The following is a 17366-nucleotide window of genomic DNA, read 5'->3' as shown; positions in this document are numbered from 1 at the left end:
CGCTCTCTCGCCTTTTTACGTTAGGAGGTGATGAGCATGGACATGAGCGTCAAGCTTAACCAGTCTTATCCGGCTCCCAAGCCAGTCACGCCGGTCGCTGACAAACCGTCAGAGACGCCTAAAGTTGTCAAGGCTGAAGCGCCGGTCGCTGCCAAGAGTCAGGATTCGGACGACGCCAAGTTGAAGCTGGCGGTGCAGGAGATCGAGAAGTTTGTTCAATCGATCAAGCGCAATCTGGAGTTCTCGATCGACGAGCATTCCGGGAAGGTCATCGTCAAGGTGATCGCAAGCGAGACGGGTGAGGTCGTTCGACAGATTCCCTCCGCAGAAGCTCTCAAGCTGGCAGACAGCCTGGCCAATGCAAGCCACGTGTTGTTCGACGCCAAAGTCTGATAGCTGGCATGAATAATGTTTGTCTGTTCTCAGGACGCCTGTAACGGTCAAAAGAATGGCAACAATCTGAAGGGAGATGCACATGGCAAGTCCAATTCTACCGGGTTCCGGACTGGGTTCCGGCCTGGACATCGGTGCGATCGTCACTGCGCTGGTCAACGCTGACAAGGCGCCGAAGCAGACACAGATCGACACCGCGACCAAAGCCAACACGCTGAAGATTTCCGGCGTCGGTTCGCTCAAGAGTGCATTGACCGCGTTCCAGACGGCGATGACCAATCTGGGCAGCAAGACCAATCCTGCCTTTGCTGGTTTCAACGCGACTTCGAGCAATACGAATCTGAGCGCGACGTCCGACAGCACCGCAGTGACGGGCAGTTACAACGTCGTTGTCAGTCAATTGGCCACTGGTTCGAAAGTCGCCAGCGCCTCTTTCGCCGGCGGTACCGCCAGTGCCATTCCGAGTGGTACCCTGAAAATCAGTCAGAATGGCACTGATTACAATGTCGACATTCCTGCCAATTCCACTTTGCAGACCACCCGCGACGCCATCAACAAGGCTCAGGGTGCGAACGGTATCTCCGCCAACATTGTGACCGACGCCTCGGGCGCTTCGCGCCTGGTGATCAGTTCGAGCAAGACCGGTGAAGGCTCCGACCTCAAAGTCAGCGGTATTGCCGGTCTGGAAATCGATGGCACCCAGCCGATGGGCAATAACCCGGCTGCAGGCGCTTCAGGCGCCGTGAACGGCGTCGCGATGAACGCCAAGCTGACCATCGACGGTCTTGCAGTCACCAGCAAAAGCAACACGGTGACCGGTGCAATCAGTGGCTTGACCCTGAACCTGACGACGGTCAGCCCTGTCGTGGGTGGCGTTGCGACGCCGACTGTTGTCAGCGTGGACGCCAACACCAAAGGTCTGCAGACATCGATTCAATCGTTCGTCGACGCTTACAACACGTTGAAGACCACCATCGATACGCTGTCCAAGGCGACGCCGGATGCCGATGGCAAGCTGACTGTGCAGGCGGCTTTCACTGGCGACGCGATGCCGCGCACGCTGATTGCCGATATTCGTGGTCAATTGACGGCGGAAGGGGCTGGTGGTCCGTTGGCGATGTTGTCGCAGTTGGGTGTGATGACCGACCGTAACACCGGTAACCTGACGTTCGATACCGCTGCTTTCACCAAAACCATGGCGCAGCCAGGCATGACTGGCCAGGTTCAGCAGTTGTTCACTGGCACCAACGACACCAATGGTCTGCTGGCGCGTATGAACAAGGCGGTTGATCCGTATCTCAAGCCTCCGGCGGGTAATCTGAGCAGCCCTGGTTTGCTTGATCAGCGCATGGCCATTCTCACTAAAAACACCAGAAACCTGACCGACCAGCAGGCGGCGCTGGACCTGCGTGTCGAGAACCTGACCAAGACGTTGACTGCCAAGTACAACGCCATGGACTTGCTGGTAGGCCAGATGAAGGCGACGGCGAGCAACATCACGTCGTTCTTCAGCTCGCTGAACGCTCAGCAGTCCGCGAAGTAACAGGCAGGCACGACAAAAACCCGGCTACGCTTTATCGGCGTGTGCCGGGTTTTTGTCTTTTTGATCTAAAGTTCTCTGATTCGTTGGCGATACACTGGTTATACGAGTCAATGTGGCAATGAGGTAGAACATGAATCCGATGTTAGCCCTTCGGCAATACCAGAAAGTCGGCGCACACGCTCAGACGTCCGAAGCGAGCCCGCACCGTCTGGTGCAAATGTTGATGGAAGGTGGTCTGGGGCGTATCGCCGAGGCCAAGGGCGCCATTGAGCGCAAGGATATTGCTGCCAAGTGCACGGCTATCAGCAAAGCTGTTGGCATCATTGGCGGCTTGTGTGAAGGTCTGGATCTGGAAAACAGCGCCGATTCAGTGGCTGAACTCAACCAGCTCTACATCTACATGATGAAGCGACTGGCCGAAGCCAACATCAAGAGTGATCCGAAGATCCTCGACGAAGTGGCCGGTCTGCTGCGCACCGTAAAGGAAGGCTGGGACGGCATCGCTCCACCAGGCCCCCAGTTTTAAGGAGATCGTCATGAGTCTTGTATTGCAGCGAATCGCCGATACCCGGGAAGCATTGGTCACAGCCTTGTCCGAACGCAACTGGGAAGCCATTGGCGAGCTGGATCTGGCTTGCCGTTCCTGCATGGAAGACGTCATGGCTGAAGCGGCGCTGGATGAGGACGCGTTGCGCAACAATCTCGAGGAGCTGCTGCACGTCTACAAAGAGCTTCTTGAGGTGGCGATGGGTGAGCGGCAGGCGATAGCCAACGAGATGTCGCAGATCACCCAAGCGCAAAAGGCGGCAAAGGTTTACCATCTGTTTGGTTAATTAACCCCCAGTTAATCCAGACATGTGCGCCATAAATTTGACTGTGCACGGTTTTTTGACTTAACTAGTGGCTGTTTTCAGATTTCAGGCGTCTACAGGCACATGGTGTCCTGCAAGCGTCTCGCTTGCCCCTTATTTTGGGCATTGAGTTGACTAGGGAAGTTGCTATTGCATGTGGCGTGAAACCAAAATTCTGCTGATCGATGACGATAGCGTTCGCCGCCGCGACCTGGCGGTGATTCTAAATTTTCTCGGCGAAGAAAATTTACCCTGCGGCAGCCATGACTGGCAGCAGGCAGTCGGCTCTTTGTCGTCTAGTCGTGAAGTCATTTGCGTACTGATCGGGACCGTCAATGCTCCTGGTGCGCTTTTGGGCTTGCTAAAGACACTCTCAACCTGGGATGAGTTCCTTCCGGTTTTGCTGATGGGCGATAATTCTTCCGTCGACTTGCCTGAAGACCAGCGTCGCCGCGTGCTTTCGACTTTGGAAATGCCGCCCAGCTACAGCAAACTGCTCGACTCCCTGCACCGTGCCCAGGTCTATCGCGAGATGTATGACCAGGCCCGCGAGCGCGGTCGTCATCGCGAACCCAATCTGTTCCGCAGCCTCGTCGGCACCAGCCGCGCGATTCAGCACGTGCGTCAGATGATGCAACAAGTGGCCGACACCGACGCCAGCGTGCTGATCCTCGGCGAGTCCGGCACCGGCAAGGAAGTGGTTGCGCGTAACCTGCATTACCACTCCAAGCGCCGCGATGCGCCATTCGTGCCGGTCAACTGCGGGGCGATCCCGGCAGAGCTGCTCGAAAGCGAACTGTTCGGCCACGAGAAGGGCGCCTTCACCGGCGCCATCACCAGCCGTGCCGGCCGCTTTGAACTGGCCAATGGCGGTACGCTGTTCCTCGACGAAATCGGTGACATGCCGCTGCCGATGCAGGTCAAGCTGCTGCGCGTTTTGCAGGAACGCACCTTCGAGCGCGTGGGCAGCAACAAGACTCAGAGCGTCGACGTGCGCATCATCGCCGCGACCCACAAGAATCTCGAAAGCATGATCGAGATCGGCACCTTCCGCGAAGACCTTTACTATCGCCTGAACGTGTTCCCGATCGAGATGGCGCCGCTGCGTGAGCGCGTCGAAGACATCCCATTGCTGATGAACGAGCTGATTTCGCGCATGGAGCACGAAAAGCGTGGCTCGATTCGCTTCAACTCGGCGGCGATCATGTCGCTGTGCCGTCACGGCTGGCCGGGCAACGTCCGTGAGCTGGCCAACCTGGTGGAGCGCATGGCGATCATGCACCCGTACGGGGTGATCGGCGTGGTCGAGTTGCCGAAGAAATTCCGCTACGTCGACGACGAAGACGAGCAAATGGTCGACAGCCTGCGCAGCGATCTCGAAGAGCGCGTGGCGATCAACGGCCATACCCCGGACTTCTCCGCCAATGCCATGCTGCCGCCAGAAGGTCTGGACCTGAAAGACTACCTCGGTGGTCTGGAACAGGGCCTGATCCAGCAAGCGCTGGACGACGCCAACGGTATCGTTGCGCGTGCCGCTGAACGCCTGCGTATCCGTCGTACCACCCTGGTCGAGAAGATGCGCAAGTACGGCATGAGCCGCCGCGATGGTGATGAACAGGCGGATGATTGACGCCTGTTTTTCAACCGCTTCATTTATAAGCGTTTTTTTTTAGGCACGGGTATTGCTACAGCCCTCGCAACGTTCCGTTTAACTGACGGTCAGCCAAGCGAGAAAGCACAATGCCCCAAGCCCAGATGTCTTCTGCCTCCAGTCCCGAGGGGCAGCCGTCCTCCGTAGAGCAGGCAAGCCGACAGGGCCTTGAGCAGGCTTTCGAGCTGTTCAGCCAGATGTCCAGCCAACTGACTGACTCCTACAGCATGCTTGAAGCGCGGGTGACCGAGCTCAAGGGTGAACTGGCGGTGGTCAGCGCCCAGCGCATGCAAGAGCTGGCAGAAAAAGAACGCTTGGCCAACCGCCTGCAAAACCTCCTTGATCTGTTGCCCGGTGGCGTCATCGTGATTGACGGTCACGGCAGGGTGCGCGAGGCCAATCCGGCGGCCATCGAACTGCTTGGCCTGCCGCTTGAAGGCGAGTTGTGGCGTCAGGTAATCGCGCGCTGCTTCGCCCCGCGTGAAGACGACGGTCATGAAATTTCCCTGAAAAACGGTCGACGCCTGTCGATTGCCACCCGCTCGCTGGATGCTGAGCCGGGGCAATTGGTGCTGCTCAACGACCTGACAGAAACCCGTCACCTGCAAGATCAATTGGCGCGCCACGAGCGTTTGTCCTCGCTGGGGCGCATGGTCGCCTCGCTGGCCCATCAGATCCGCACGCCGCTGTCCGCCGCTTTGCTTTACGCCAGTCATTTGACTGAGCAGGAATTGCCGGTCGCCACCCAGCAGCGTTTCGCCGGCCGCCTTAAAGAGCGTCTGCACGAACTCGAGCATCAGGTCCGCGACATGCTGGTGTTCGCTCGCGGTGAATTGCCGCTGACCGATCGCCTGACGCCCAATGCCTTGATGCAGGCGCTACAAGCGGCGGCGTTGACTCATGTGCAGGACCTGCCAATCCGCTGGCAGTGCGACAGCCATGTCGGGGAGTTGCTGTGCAACCGCGACACCCTGGTCGGCGCGCTGTTGAACCTGATCGAAAACGCCATTCAGGCCAGCGCCGGTGATGTGCGCCTGAAGGTGCATTGCTACACCCGCGACAACACGTTGCGCATCAGCGTCAGCGACAGTGGTGGCGGAATTGAACCTGCCGTTCTGGCGCGTCTGGGTGAGCCGTTTTTTACCACCAAAGTCACCGGTACCGGCCTCGGCCTGACCGTGGTCAAGGCTGTGGCCCGGGCACATCAGGGAGAATTGCTGCTGCGTTCGCGGGTAGGGCGCGGCACGTGCGCGCAGGTGATCCTGCCGCTGTTTTCCGCTGTACAGGGAGCTGAGTGAAAGACATGGGCATCAAGGTTTTGCTGGTCGAGGATGACCGCTCGTTGCGCGAGGCGCTGGCCGATACGTTGCTGTTGGCCGGGCACGATTACCTGGCAGTCGGTTGCGCCGAGGAAGCGCTGACGGCGGTGGCACGAGAGGCGTTCAGTCTGGTGGTCAGTGACGTCAACATGCCCGGCATGGATGGCCATCAATTGCTTTCGCTGTTGCGTGCTCGCCAGCCGCAATTGCCGGTGTTGCTAATGACCGCGCATGGCGCCGTCGAGCGCGCGGTCGATGCGATGCGCCAGGGCGCTGCGGACTATCTGGTCAAACCGTTCGAACCCAAGGCGCTGCTGGATCTGGTCGCGCGGCATGCGCTGGGCAGTCTCAGTGTCGGCGAGGCCGAGGGGCCGATCGCCGTCGAGCCGGCCAGCGCACAATTGCTGGAGCTGGCGGCGCGTGTAGCGCGCAGCGATTCCACCGTGTTGATTTCGGGCGAATCCGGTACCGGTAAAGAAGTGCTGGCGCGCTACATTCACCAGCAATCCCATCGCGCCAATCAACCGTTCATTGCGATCAACTGTGCGGCGATCCCGGACAACATGCTCGAAGCGACGTTGTTCGGGCACGAGAAGGGTTCCTTTACCGGCGCTATCGCCGCGCAGGCAGGCAAGTTCGAACAGGCCGACGGCGGCACCCTGCTGCTCGACGAAATTTCCGAAATGCCCCTCGGCCTGCAAGCCAAGCTGCTGCGCGTGTTGCAAGAACGCGAGGTCGAGCGCGTCGGTGCACGCAAGCCGATCGCCCTCGACATTCGCGTGGTCGCCACCACCAACCGCGATCTCGCCGGCGAAGTGGCGGCGGGGCGTTTCCGTGAAGACCTTTTTTACCGTTTGTCGGTTTTTCCTCTGGCGTGGCGTCCACTTCGCGAGCGCACTGCCGATATCTTGCCGCTGGCCGAAAGGTTGCTGGCCAAACACGTCAATAAAATGAAGCACGCGGCGGCGAAACTCTCGCCCGAAGCGCAAGCGTGCCTGACCGCTTACCCATGGCCGGGCAACGTACGTGAACTGGATAACGCGATTCAGCGCGCGCTGATTTTGCAGCAGGGCGGGTTGATTCAACCGCAGGATTTCTGTCTGGCCGGTGCCGTAACGTTCGCCACTTTGCCGATTGCAGCGCCTGCGCCGGTGGTGATTCGTGAGGTGGAAATCGAAGTGGATTCGGCCGGTGCGCTCGGCGATGACCTGCGCCGCCGGGAGTTTCAGATGATTATCGATACCCTGCGCACCGAGCGTGGCCGACGCAAAGAGGCGGCGGAAAAGCTCGGTATCAGCCCGCGCACCCTGCGCTACAAACTGGCGCAAATGCGTGATGCGGGGATGGACGTCGAAGGCTATCTGTTCGCCACCTGAGCGGTGGCGCAAGAAGTTGAAAACGCTTTTCTGAAGGGGTGCCCATGAGCTGGCACCCTTGTTGCTAATACCTGTGTACCCGCCGAGTGAGTGTCAAAAAATTGCGGGCCGCCCAAGAGAGTAGACCATGAGCCAAGGTATTGAATTTAATCGGTTGATGACAGACATGAAGGCCATGAAGCTGGATGCCATGTCTGCGCCGAAATCGACGACCGCTGTCCCTGAACTGGCGGGCAGCAGCTTTTCCGACATGCTCGGTCAGGCGATCAATAAGGTCAGCGATACCCAGACCGCGTCGACTCAGTTGGCCAATGCCTTTGAAGTGGGCAAGAGCGGCGTCGACCTGACGGACGTGATGATCGCTTCGCAAAAAGCCAGCGTGTCGTTCCAGGCTCTGACCCAGGTGCGCAACAAGCTGGTTCAGGCTTATCAAGACATCATGCAGATGCCGGTTTAAGGACGAGATTGAGTCATGGCAGAAGCAGTCGCCGATAACGTTCCGGCCAAGGCCACCCCGATAGACGGCAAACCGCCGCTGTTCGGCCTGTCCTTCCTGGAAAACCTCTCCGAGATGACCATGCTGCGTCAGGTGGGCCTGTTGGTCGGCCTGGCTGCGAGCGTGGCGATTGGCTTTGCCGTGGTGCTGTGGTCGCAGCAGCCGGATTACCGTCCGTTGTACGGCAGCCTTGCCGGCATGGACGCCAAGCAGGTCATGGAAACCCTGGCCGCCGCCGACATTCCTTACAACGTCGAACCGAACTCCGGTGCCTTGCTGGTCAAGGCCGATGACTTGTCCCGTGCGCGGATGAAACTCGCTGCTGCTGGTGTCACTCCCAGCGACGGCAATATCGGTTTCGAAATCCTCGACAAGGAACAGGGTCTGGGCACCAGCCAGTTCATGGAAGCCACGCGCTATCGTCGCGGCCTCGAAGGTGAACTGGCGCGGACCATTTCCAGCCTGAACAACGTCAAGGGTGCCCGCGTGCACCTGGCGATTCCGAAGAGTTCGGTGTTCGTGCGTGACGAACGCAAGCCAAGTGCTTCGGTTCTGGTTGAACTGTACTCCGGTCGTTCGCTGGAACCGGGTCAGGTGATTGCGATCATCAATCTGGTCGCGACTTCCGTTCCCGAGCTGAGCAAATCGCAGATCACCGTCGTCGACCAGAAAGGCACCTTGCTCTCTGATCAGGCGGAAAACTCCGAAATGACCATGGCCGGCAAGCAGTTCGATTACAGCCGTCGCATGGAAAGCATGCTCACCCAGCGCGTGCACAACATTCTGCAACCGGTACTGGGCAACGATCGCTACAAGGCGGAAGTCTCGGCCGATATCGATTTCAACGCCGTCGAGTCGACTGCCGAGCAGTTCAACCCGGATCAACCGGCGTTGCGCAGCGAGCAGTCGGTCAACGAACAACGCACTGCCAGCAATGGCCCGCAAGGCGTGCCGGGTGCCCTGAGCAACCAGCCGCCAGCGCCTGCCTCGGCGCCGCAAACCACCGGTGGTGCCGCAGCGCCAGCCGCGATGGTGCAGCCAGGTCAGCCATTGGTTGACGCCAACGGTCAGCAGATCATGGACCCGGCCACCGGCCAGCCAATGCTCGCGCCGTACCCGGCCGACAAGCGTCAACAATCGACCAAGAACTTCGAGCTCGACCGTTCCATCAGCCACACCAAACAGCAGCAGGGTCGCCTGAATCGTCTGTCGGTGTCGGTGGTGGTTGACGATCAGGTCAAGGTCAACGCGGCCAACGGTGAAACCACCCGCGCGCCGTGGAGCGCCGACGAATTGGCGCGCTTCACCCGTCTGGTCCAGGACGCCGTCGGTTTCGACGCCAGCCGTGGCGACAGCGTCAGCGTGATCAACATGCCGTTCTCCGCCGAGCGCGGCGAAGTGATTGCCGATATTCCGTTCTACTCCCAGCCATGGTTCTGGGACATCGTCAAACAAGTGCTGGGGGTGTTGTTCATCCTGGTGCTGGTGTTTGGTGTGCTGCGTCCGGTGCTCAACAACATCACCGGCGGCGGCAAAGGCAAGGAGCTGGCCGGTCTTGGCAGCGACGTGGAACTCGGCGGGATGGGCGGCCTGGACGGCGAACTTTCCAATGACCGCGTGAGCCTCGGTGGTCCGCAGAGCATTCTGTTGCCGAGCCCAAGTGAGGGTTATGACGCGCAACTGAATGCAATCAAGAGTCTGGTGGCCGAGGACCCGGGTCGCGTGGCTCAGGTCGTGAAAGAGTGGATTAACGCAGATGAGTGATAACCGAGCCGCAACCGTCAAACTGAACAAGGTCGACAAAGCCGCGATTCTGCTGCTGTCCCTGGGTTCGACCGATGCCGCGCAAGTGCTGCGCCACATGGGCCCTAAAGAGGTTCAGCGCGTCGGCGTGGCCATGGCGCAGATGGGCAACGTCCATCGCGAACAGGTCGAGCAGGTCATGAGCGAGTTCGTCGACATCGTCGGCGACCAGACCAGCCTCGGCGTCGGTTCCGACGACTACGTGCGCAAAATGCTCACCCAGGCCCTGGGTGAAGACAAGGCCAACGGCCTGATCGACCGCATCCTGCTCGGTGGCAACACCAGTGGCCTCGACAGCCTGAAATGGATGGAGCCGCGCGCCGTTGCCGACGTGATCCGCTACGAACACCCGCAGATTCAAGCGATCGTGGTGGCCTACCTCGACCCCGATCAGGCCGGTGAAGTGCTGGGTAACTTCGACCACAAGGTGCGTCTGGACATCATCCTGCGCGTGTCGTCGTTGAACACCGTGCAGCCAGCGGCACTGAAAGAACTCAACCAGATTCTCGAGAAGCAGTTCTCCGGCAACTCGAATGCCTCGCGCACCACCCTGGGTGGCATCAAGCGTGCGGCGGACATCATGAACTTCCTCGACAGCTCGATCGAAGGCCAGCTCATGGACTCGATCCGCGAAGTCGACGAAGACCTGTCCGGTCAGATCGAAGACCTCATGTTCGTGTTCAACAACCTCGCCGATGTCGACGACCGTGGTATTCAGGCGTTGCTGCGCGAAGTCTCCTCCGACGTGCTGGTGCTGGCCCTCAAGGGCTCGGACGAAGGCGTCAAAGAAAAGATCTTCAAGAACATGTCCAAACGTGCTGCCGAACTGTTGCGCGACGACCTCGAGGCCAAAGGCCCGGTGCGTGTCAGCGACGTCGAAACGGCGCAGAAAGAAATCCTCACCATTGCCCGTCGTATGGCCGAAGCCGGCGAGATCGTACTCGGTGGCAAAGGTGGTGAGGAAATGATCTAAGCCCATGGACAAGCACGACGACGATGTGACGGATCTGATCCGTGCCCGCGATGTTCGCGGTTTCGAATCCTGGGCCATGCCCAGCTTCGACCCGCCGAAACCGGAACCCGAGCCTGAACCGGAGCCCGAACCGCCGGAAATGGAAGAAGTGCCGCTGGAAGAAGTCCAGCCACTGACCCTGGAAGAACTCGAAAGCATCCGTCAGGAGGCTTACAACGAGGGCTTCGGCATCGGCGAAAAGGAAGGCTTCCACAGCGCGACCCTCAAGGTCCGTCAGGAGGCCGAAGTGGCTTTGAGCGCCAAACTCGCCAGCCTTGAGCAGTTGATGGCGAACCTGTTTGAGCCCATCGCCGAGCAAGACACGCAAATCGAAAAGTCGTTGGTCGACCTCGTGCAACACATCACCAAACAGGTGATCAAGCGCGAGCTGGCCATCGATTCGAGTCAGATCGAACACGTCATGCGCGATGCGCTCAAACTGTTGCCGCTGGGCGTCGACAATGTGCGCCTGTACGTCAATCCGCAGGACTTCGAGCAGGCCAAGGCCCTGCGCGAACGTCATGAGGAAACCTGGCGCATCGTCGAAGATGAGTCACTGCTGCCGGGCGGCTGCCGGGTTGAAACCGAGCACAGCCGCATCGATGCCAGCATCGAAACCCGCGTCACTCAGGTCATGGCCAAACTGTTCGATCAGTTGCACGAACAGGCTTTGCACCCGGCTGAAGCGGATCTGAGCCTGGACATTGCAGAAGACGTAAAACCGGCGGCCACGCCTGAAGAGCCGCTCGCGGACGAACCCGATGCGCCTTGAACGCACCAGTTTCGCCAAGCGCCTGAGCACTTACGCTGAGGCCACCGAGATTGCCGGTGCGCCGATTCTTGAAGGTCGCCTGCTGCGCATGGTCGGCCTCACCCTCGAAGCCGAAGGCCTGCGCGCCGCCATGGGCACGCGTTGCCTGGTAATCAATGACGACAGCTATCACCCCTCGCAGGTGGAAGCGGAAGTCATGGGTTTTTCCGGCAGCAAAGTCTTTTTGATGCCGGTCGGCAGTGTCGCCGGCATCGCCCCGGGCGCCCGCGTGGTGCCACTGGCTGATACCGGGCGCTTGCCGATGGGCATGAGCATGCTCGGTCGCGTGCTCGACGGCGCCGGTCGTGCGCTGGACGGCAAGGGCGGCATGAAAGCCGAAGACTGGGTGCCGATGGACGGCCCGACGATCAACCCGCTCAACCGTGACCCGATCAGCGTGCCGCTGGACGTCGGCATCCGCTGCATCAACGGTTTGCTGACGGTTGGCCGTGGCCAGCGTCTGGGCCTGTTCGCCGGTACCGGTGTTGGTAAATCGGTGTTGCTGGGCATGATGACCCGCTTCACCGAGGCCGACATTATCGTCGTTGGCCTGATCGGTGAGCGCGGTCGCGAAGTTAAGGAATTCATCGAGCACAGCCTCGGTGAAGAAGGCCTCAAGCGCTCCGTGGTCGTCGCCTCGCCAGCAGACGATGCGCCGTTGATGCGCCTGCGCGCAGCGATGTATTGCACGCGGATTGCCGAGTATTTCCGCGACAAGGGCAAAAACGTCCTGCTGCTGATGGATTCGCTGACCCGTTTTGCTCAGGCCCAGCGGGAAATCGCTTTGGCCATCGGCGAGCCGCCAGCGACCAAGGGTTATCCGCCATCGGTGTTCGCCAAGTTGCCGAAACTGGTGGAGCGCGCGGGTAACGCGGAGAAGGGCGGGGGTTCGATTACCGCGTTCTATACCGTGTTGTCCGAAGGCGATGACCAGCAGGACCCGATTGCCGACTCGGCGCGAGGCGTGCTCGACGGCCACATCGTGCTGTCCCGGCGCTTGGCCGAAGAGGGGCACTATCCGGCCATCGACATCGAAGCGTCGATCAGCCGGGTGATGCCAGCCGTGGTTTCGCCGGAGCACATGCAGCGCGCGCAGTATTTCAAGCAGCTGTGGTCGCGCTATCAGCAGAGCCGCGATCTGATCAGCGTCGGCGCCTACGTTGCCGGTGGCGACCGCGAAACCGACCTGGCGATCTCCCTGCAACCGCAGTTGGTGCGCTACCAGCGTCAGGGCCTCAACGACAAAATCAACATGGGCGAAAGTCAGGCTTACCTCGAAACCCTGTTCGCGCCAGCGGCGGGCGGCTAACCGCTCATGGCCGCCGTCAGTCGAGCTGCGCGTCTGGCACCCGTGGTGGACATGGCCGAACAGGCCGAGAAAACCGCCGTGCAACGCCTGGGTTACTTTCAGGGCCAGGTGAAAGTCGCTGAAAGCAAACTCGCCGACCTCAATGCCTTCCGTCTGGATTATTCCGAGCAGTGGATCGTGCGCGGCAGTACGGGCGTGAGCGGGCAATGGCTGCTTGGTTTTCAGGGCTTTCTGGCGCAGCTCGACACCGCTGTAGACCAGCAGCGCCAGAGTCTGGTCTGGCATCAGAACAAGCTCGACAAGGCGCGTGAGGAATGGCAACAGGCGTTTGCCAAGGTCGAAGGCCTGCGCAAACTGGTGCAGCGTTATCGCGAAGAGGCGCAACGCCTTGAAGACAAGCGCGAGCAGAAATTGCTTGATGAGTTGTCGCAGCGTTTGCCGCGACAGAATCCCTTCTAACCCACGCCGCGAGACCCTGTGGGAGCGAGCCTGCTCGCGAAAGCAATCTTTCAGTTGACTGAAGTGTTGACTGATACGACGCCTTCGCGAGCAAGCTCGCTCCCACATTTGGTTCTGTGATGCGCCTTGCCGCAACCCTGTGCAGGTGCTAAACCTTGTACAGGTTCGTCAATGACAAGGAAGCCAGTCAATGTCAGTCGTTACAGAAGTCTCTAAAGATGGTCAAAAACTGACGATCTCGGTCAGGGGGCGGTTCGATTTCGGTCGCCATCAGGAATTTCGTGAGTCCTACGAGCATCTTGCCAAGAAGCCCGAATCCATCGTGGTCGATCTGAAAGAGGCCACCTATCTCGATAGCTCCGCACTGGGCATGCTGCTCTTGCTGCGTGATCACGCCGGTGGCGACGATTCGGATGTGCGGGTGGTCAACAGCAACTCCGACGTGCGCAAGATCCTCGCCATCTCCAATTTCGACAAGCTCTTCGACATCACTTGACGGCCATGCAGGTGCAAGAGCCGCTGACCGTCCTGATCGCCGAAGACAGTGCCGCCGACCGTATGCTACTGTCGACCATCGTCCGTCGCCAGGGCCACGAAGTCCTGACGGCGGCCAATGGCGCCGAAGCGGTGGACATCTTCCGTCGACAGTCACCACACATGGTGCTGATGGACGCGATGATGCCGGTGATGGACGGCTTCGAAGCGGCGCGGCAGATCAAGGCGTTGGCCGGGGAAACCTTGGTGCCGATCATCTTCCTCACCTCGCTGACCGAAAGCGAAGCGCTGGCGCGTTGTCTGGAGGCGGGTGGTGACGACTTTCTGGCGAAGCCCTACAACCAGGTGATCCTCGCCGCCAAAATCAAGGCGATGGATCGCTTGCGCCGCTTGCAGGCGACCGTGCTGCAACAGCGCGACCTGATCGCCAAACACCATGATTACTTGCTCAACGAACAACGCGTGGCCAAAGCGGTGTTCGACAAGGTGGCGCACTCCGGTTGCCTGAGCGCAGCGAATATCCGTTACCTGCAATCGCCCTATGCGTTGTTCAACGGTGACCTGCTGCTGGCGGCGTACACGCCGGCTGGCGACATGCATGTGTTGCTGGGGGATTTCACCGGTCATGGCCTGCCGGCAGCGGTCGGGGCGATGCCCTTGGCCGAGGTGTTCTATGGCATGACCGCCAAGGGTTATGGTCTGGCGGAAACCCTGCGCGAGATGAATGCCAAGCTCAAACGCATCCTGCCGGTGGATATGTTCTGCTGCGCCACGTTGTTGTGTCTGAGTTTTCAGCGCCGTTCGGTCGAAGTGTGGAATGGCGGCATGCCCGACGGCTATCTGCATCGAATTGCCACGGGCGAGCGCGTGCCATTGGCCGCGCGTCACCTGCCGCTGGGGGTGCTCAGCCCACAGGCGTTCGACGACTGCACGGAAGTGCATCCGATGGCTGCCGGTGATCGGGTATTCCTGTTGTCCGACGGTGTGATCGACACCAGCGATGCCAATGATCAACTGTTCGGTGTCGAACGTTTGCAGCAGGTGTTCGCCGCCAATCGCGAGCCGGACCGCTTGTTCGAGGACATCGAGCAGGCGTTGCGCGATTTTCGTGGCGAGGCGCGCGATGACGTCAGCATGGTCGAGGTCAGCCTGCTGGAGCCGGCGCAGGTCAAGCCATCGGCACCCGTGTATTCCGACAGCGGCCAGTCGTGCCCGCTCGACTGGTCGGTGAGCTTCGAATTCCGTGGCGCAACGCTCAAGCGTTTCAATCCATTGCCATACCTGTTGCAGCTGCTGCTTGAGGTGCATGGGTTGCGGGCGCAGAGTGGTGCTTTGTACAGCGTGCTCGCCGAGTTGTACTCCAATGCGCTCGAGCACGGCGTGCTGGGGCTGGACTCCAGTCTCAAGCGCGATGCGGCGGGTTTCGCTCGCTACTATCAACAGCGCAACGATCGGCTGGAGGCATTGCAGGACGGTTTTGTGCGCGTGCATTTGCAGGTACAGCCACTAGGCGAGGGCGGTTGTCTGGTGATTCGGGTTGAAGACAGCGGCAAGGGATTTGATGTGGCACGAGTCATGGAGCGACCGCTGGACGGAGTCCGTTTGTCGGGACGTGGCGTCAGTCTGGTCCGGCAATTGGGGCGCAACGCCAGTTGGTCGGACGAAGGTCGTAGTGCTCGCGTGGAGTTTTCCTGGGAGGTTGAGGCATAATCCGCGCAATTCTTGATCAAGGAGTGAACAAGTGACTGACAAACACGTAGATCGCGAAGTGCTCGATGCCTTGCGCGATGTTATGGAGGATAGCTATCCGGAATTGCTGGATACCTTCCTGACGGATTCTGAAGCGCGCTTGGGCGAACTTCAGAAAACACTCGATGCAAGCCTGTTGTCTGACGTTGCCCATAGTTTTAAAGGCAGCGCCAGTAACATGGGCGCAACTCGGCTGGCTGAGCTTTGTCATGAGCTGGAAGTCGAGTCCAAGGATAGAAGTCCGACGGAAATTGCCCAGCTGGTCGCTGACATCGGTGGCGAGTTCGAGCATGTTCGTCCGGTTTACGAAAACGAAAAACACCACGCGCACACGCACTGAATCCGGCCGTCCGGCGCTTTTCTCAAGCGCCGGATAAAACTGGCCCGGCACTTGCAGCTATCTCCTTAACTGTACCTACGATCCCAGTGCAGCGGAGACCGTTTCATGCCTGCGACCCCCAACATTCTTCTTCAAAACGCCGCTCAGGCCAAGGCGCAAGCCGCCTCGGCCAAATCGTCGGCCATGGCCGTAGATACCGGGGATAAAGCCTCAAGCTTCGCGAAAGTGTTCGCCGATCAGGGGTCGAGCAAGCCTGTTGCAGCCACTGACAATTCGCCCAAGTCGCCGCGCGACAAGGTCGCTGACAACGGCGGCAAAAAGGATATCGGCAAGGATCCGTCTGCCGCTGCGCAACCGGCGGTTGCCGATAGCGGCAACGACTTGCCTGCCGATAAAACCGCGGCGAGCGATGACTCCACCGCCAGCAGCGACGACAGCACGGACACTTCTCAGCCTCCAGTGGTTGATGCCGCGCCGGTTGACCCGACGCTCGATCCGGCTTTGGTCGCCGCTGTGCAGCCAGTGGTCGCGGCGCCCGTGGTGCAGGCGCCGGCGGTTGTCGCCAGCGCCCAGCCTGAAGTCGAAACCCCAGCGCTCGCCGCATTGCCCGGCTTGGTCAAAGATCCGGCGCCGGCAGTCGACAGCGATTTCGACCCGTCGGCCGATCCCCTCGACTCGATGCCGGCCGTGCGCATGGCGATGGAGCAGGGCGGGCACATTTCCGCTGCCAGCCAGGCACAACCGAAAGCCACGCCTGCCCAGGCGCAGGCCGACGGTGAACTGACGGCGGCGCAGAATTTTGCTGCCGGCATGGCCAGCATGCTCGACGTGCAGGCCGACAAGGACAGCACCAGTCAGGGCGGCGACAAAGCGTTCAGCGGCTTGATCGATGACGGCCTCAAAGACCTCAAAACCGCGACCAGCGATACCCGTGTCGATGACTTCGCCAACCGCCTGGCGGCGCTGACACAGGCCGCGACGCCGAAGACAGCCAATGCCGTGCCGGTGAACCAGCCGATCGCCATGCATCAGAGCGGCTGGACCGAAGAAGTGGTCAACCGCGTCATGTATTTGTCGAGCGCCAATCTCAAGGCGGCGGACATTCAGTTGCAGCCGGCCGAGCTGGGGCGTCTGGATATCCGCGTGAACATGGTTCCGGATCAACAGACCCAGGTCACGTTCATGAGCGCACATCCAAGCGTGCGTGAAGCGCTGGATGGGCAGATGCATCGACTGCGCGAGATGTTCAACCAACAGGGCATGGGCCAGGTCGACGTCAATGTCTCCGACCAGAGCCGTGGCTGGCAGGGCCAGCAAGGTCAGGAACAGGCACAGCAGGGCCAGGGCGGTCGCACCAGCGCTGCCGGTGGTCGCCTCGACTCGGCGGATGAAGAACTGGCGCCTGCCGCCATTGCTGAAGCCGCTGCGCAAACCACCAGCGTAATTGGCAGCAGCGCTGTCGACTACTACGCCTGATCAAATCAACAGCCCCTCACCCTAGCCCTCTCCCAGAGGGAGAGGGGACTGATTGGGGGATGTTCGCGAAGTACGCCGACCGGATACTTCGGCTGTGAATCCATAATCGACTTGGTCTTTCAGGTCGGTGTTTGACGTCTGATACCTCGGTCGGCCCCTAAGAACCCTCACCCTAGCCCTCTCCCAGAGGGAGAGGGGACTGATTGGGGGATGCTCGCGAAGTACGCCGACCGGATACTTCGGCTGTGAATCCATAATCGACTTGGTCTTTCAGGTCGGTGTT

General features: G+C 60.0%; 17 protein-coding genes. All 17 read left to right on the top strand.

The window, feature by feature from the left end; genetic code table 11:
- Positions 1-36 precede the first annotated feature (36 nt).
- The 17 genes from A8O26_RS20220 (at position 37) to A8O26_RS20140 (ending at position 17083) form a co-directional block, all read left to right on the top strand.
- Entirely contained in the window at positions 37-393 is a 357-nt protein-coding gene (locus A8O26_RS20220) for a flagellar protein FlaG (protein WP_064119543.1), read from the top strand.
- Between the two features lie 82 nt (positions 394-475).
- The gene (fliD, locus tag A8O26_RS20215) at positions 476-1936 is read left to right on the top strand and encodes a flagellar filament capping protein FliD (RefSeq protein ID WP_064119542.1); all 1461 of its coding nucleotides are present in this window, start codon (positions 476-478) and stop codon (positions 1934-1936) included.
- Positions 1937-2066: 130 nt separating this feature from the next.
- On the top strand, positions 2067-2462 hold the full coding sequence (gene fliS / locus A8O26_RS20210) for a flagellar export chaperone FliS (protein ID WP_064119541.1): 396 nt from the start codon (positions 2067-2069) through the stop codon (positions 2460-2462).
- A gap of 10 nt (positions 2463-2472) precedes the next feature.
- Positions 2473-2769 carry a hypothetical protein gene (locus A8O26_RS20205; RefSeq protein WP_064119540.1) on the top strand — a complete coding sequence of 99 codons (297 nt, stop codon included), beginning with the start codon at positions 2473-2475 and terminating at the stop codon, positions 2767-2769.
- 172 nt (positions 2770-2941) lie between these two features.
- Entirely contained in the window at positions 2942-4417 is a 1476-nt protein-coding gene (locus A8O26_RS20200) for a sigma-54 dependent transcriptional regulator (RefSeq protein WP_064119539.1), read from the top strand.
- Positions 4418-4527: 110 nt separating this feature from the next.
- Complete coding sequence (locus A8O26_RS20195) at positions 4528-5736, top strand: ATP-binding protein (RefSeq protein WP_064119538.1); 1209 nt, start codon at positions 4528-4530, stop codon at positions 5734-5736.
- 5 nt (positions 5737-5741) lie between these two features.
- The gene (locus tag A8O26_RS20190) at positions 5742-7133 is read left to right on the top strand and encodes a sigma-54-dependent transcriptional regulator (protein WP_064119801.1); all 1392 of its coding nucleotides are present in this window, start codon (positions 5742-5744) and stop codon (positions 7131-7133) included.
- 127 nt (positions 7134-7260) lie between these two features.
- Entirely contained in the window at positions 7261-7590 is a 330-nt protein-coding gene (fliE, locus tag A8O26_RS20185) for a flagellar hook-basal body complex protein FliE (protein WP_064119537.1), read from the top strand.
- Positions 7591-7605: 15 nt separating this feature from the next.
- Complete coding sequence (gene fliF / locus A8O26_RS20180) at positions 7606-9393, top strand: flagellar basal-body MS-ring/collar protein FliF (RefSeq protein WP_064119536.1); 1788 nt, start codon at positions 7606-7608, stop codon at positions 9391-9393.
- The gene (gene fliG, locus A8O26_RS20175) at positions 9386-10405 is read left to right on the top strand and encodes a flagellar motor switch protein FliG (protein WP_007920042.1); all 1020 of its coding nucleotides are present in this window, start codon (positions 9386-9388) and stop codon (positions 10403-10405) included. The genes fliF and fliG overlap by 8 nt, the downstream gene beginning before the upstream one ends.
- A 4-nt stretch (positions 10406-10409) precedes the next feature.
- Positions 10410-11216, top strand: coding sequence for a flagellar assembly protein FliH (gene fliH / locus A8O26_RS20170; protein WP_064119535.1), 807 nt, complete (start codon positions 10410-10412; stop codon positions 11214-11216).
- The gene (fliI, locus tag A8O26_RS20165; protein ID WP_064119534.1) at positions 11206-12564 is read left to right on the top strand and encodes a flagellar protein export ATPase FliI; all 1359 of its coding nucleotides are present in this window, start codon (positions 11206-11208) and stop codon (positions 12562-12564) included. Before fliH ends, fliI begins: the two co-directional genes overlap by 11 nt.
- A gap of 6 nt (positions 12565-12570) precedes the next feature.
- Positions 12571-13023, top strand: a complete 453-nt coding sequence (fliJ, locus tag A8O26_RS20160) for a flagellar export protein FliJ (protein WP_064119533.1) — start codon at positions 12571-12573, stop codon at positions 13021-13023.
- A 190-nt stretch (positions 13024-13213) separates the two neighbouring features.
- Positions 13214-13519, top strand: coding sequence for an STAS domain-containing protein (locus A8O26_RS20155; RefSeq protein ID WP_064119532.1), 306 nt, complete (start codon positions 13214-13216; stop codon positions 13517-13519).
- 5 nt (positions 13520-13524) lie between these two features.
- Complete coding sequence (locus tag A8O26_RS20150) at positions 13525-15228, top strand: ATP-binding SpoIIE family protein phosphatase (protein WP_064119531.1); 1704 nt, start codon at positions 13525-13527, stop codon at positions 15226-15228.
- 31 nt (positions 15229-15259) lie between these two features.
- On the top strand, positions 15260-15607 hold the full coding sequence (locus A8O26_RS29495; protein WP_081265226.1) for an Hpt domain-containing protein: 348 nt from the start codon (positions 15260-15262) through the stop codon (positions 15605-15607).
- A 105-nt stretch (positions 15608-15712) separates the two neighbouring features.
- The gene (locus A8O26_RS20140; RefSeq protein WP_064119529.1) at positions 15713-17083 is read left to right on the top strand and encodes a flagellar hook-length control protein FliK; all 1371 of its coding nucleotides are present in this window, start codon (positions 15713-15715) and stop codon (positions 17081-17083) included.
- Positions 17084-17366 lie beyond the last annotated feature (283 nt).

The sequence above is a fragment of the Pseudomonas fluorescens genome (assembly GCF_001648775.1).
GTDB classification, from domain to species: domain Bacteria; phylum Pseudomonadota; class Gammaproteobacteria; order Pseudomonadales; family Pseudomonadaceae; genus Aquipseudomonas; species Aquipseudomonas fluorescens_M.
This window is presented reverse-complemented; position numbering and strand designations above follow the sequence as displayed.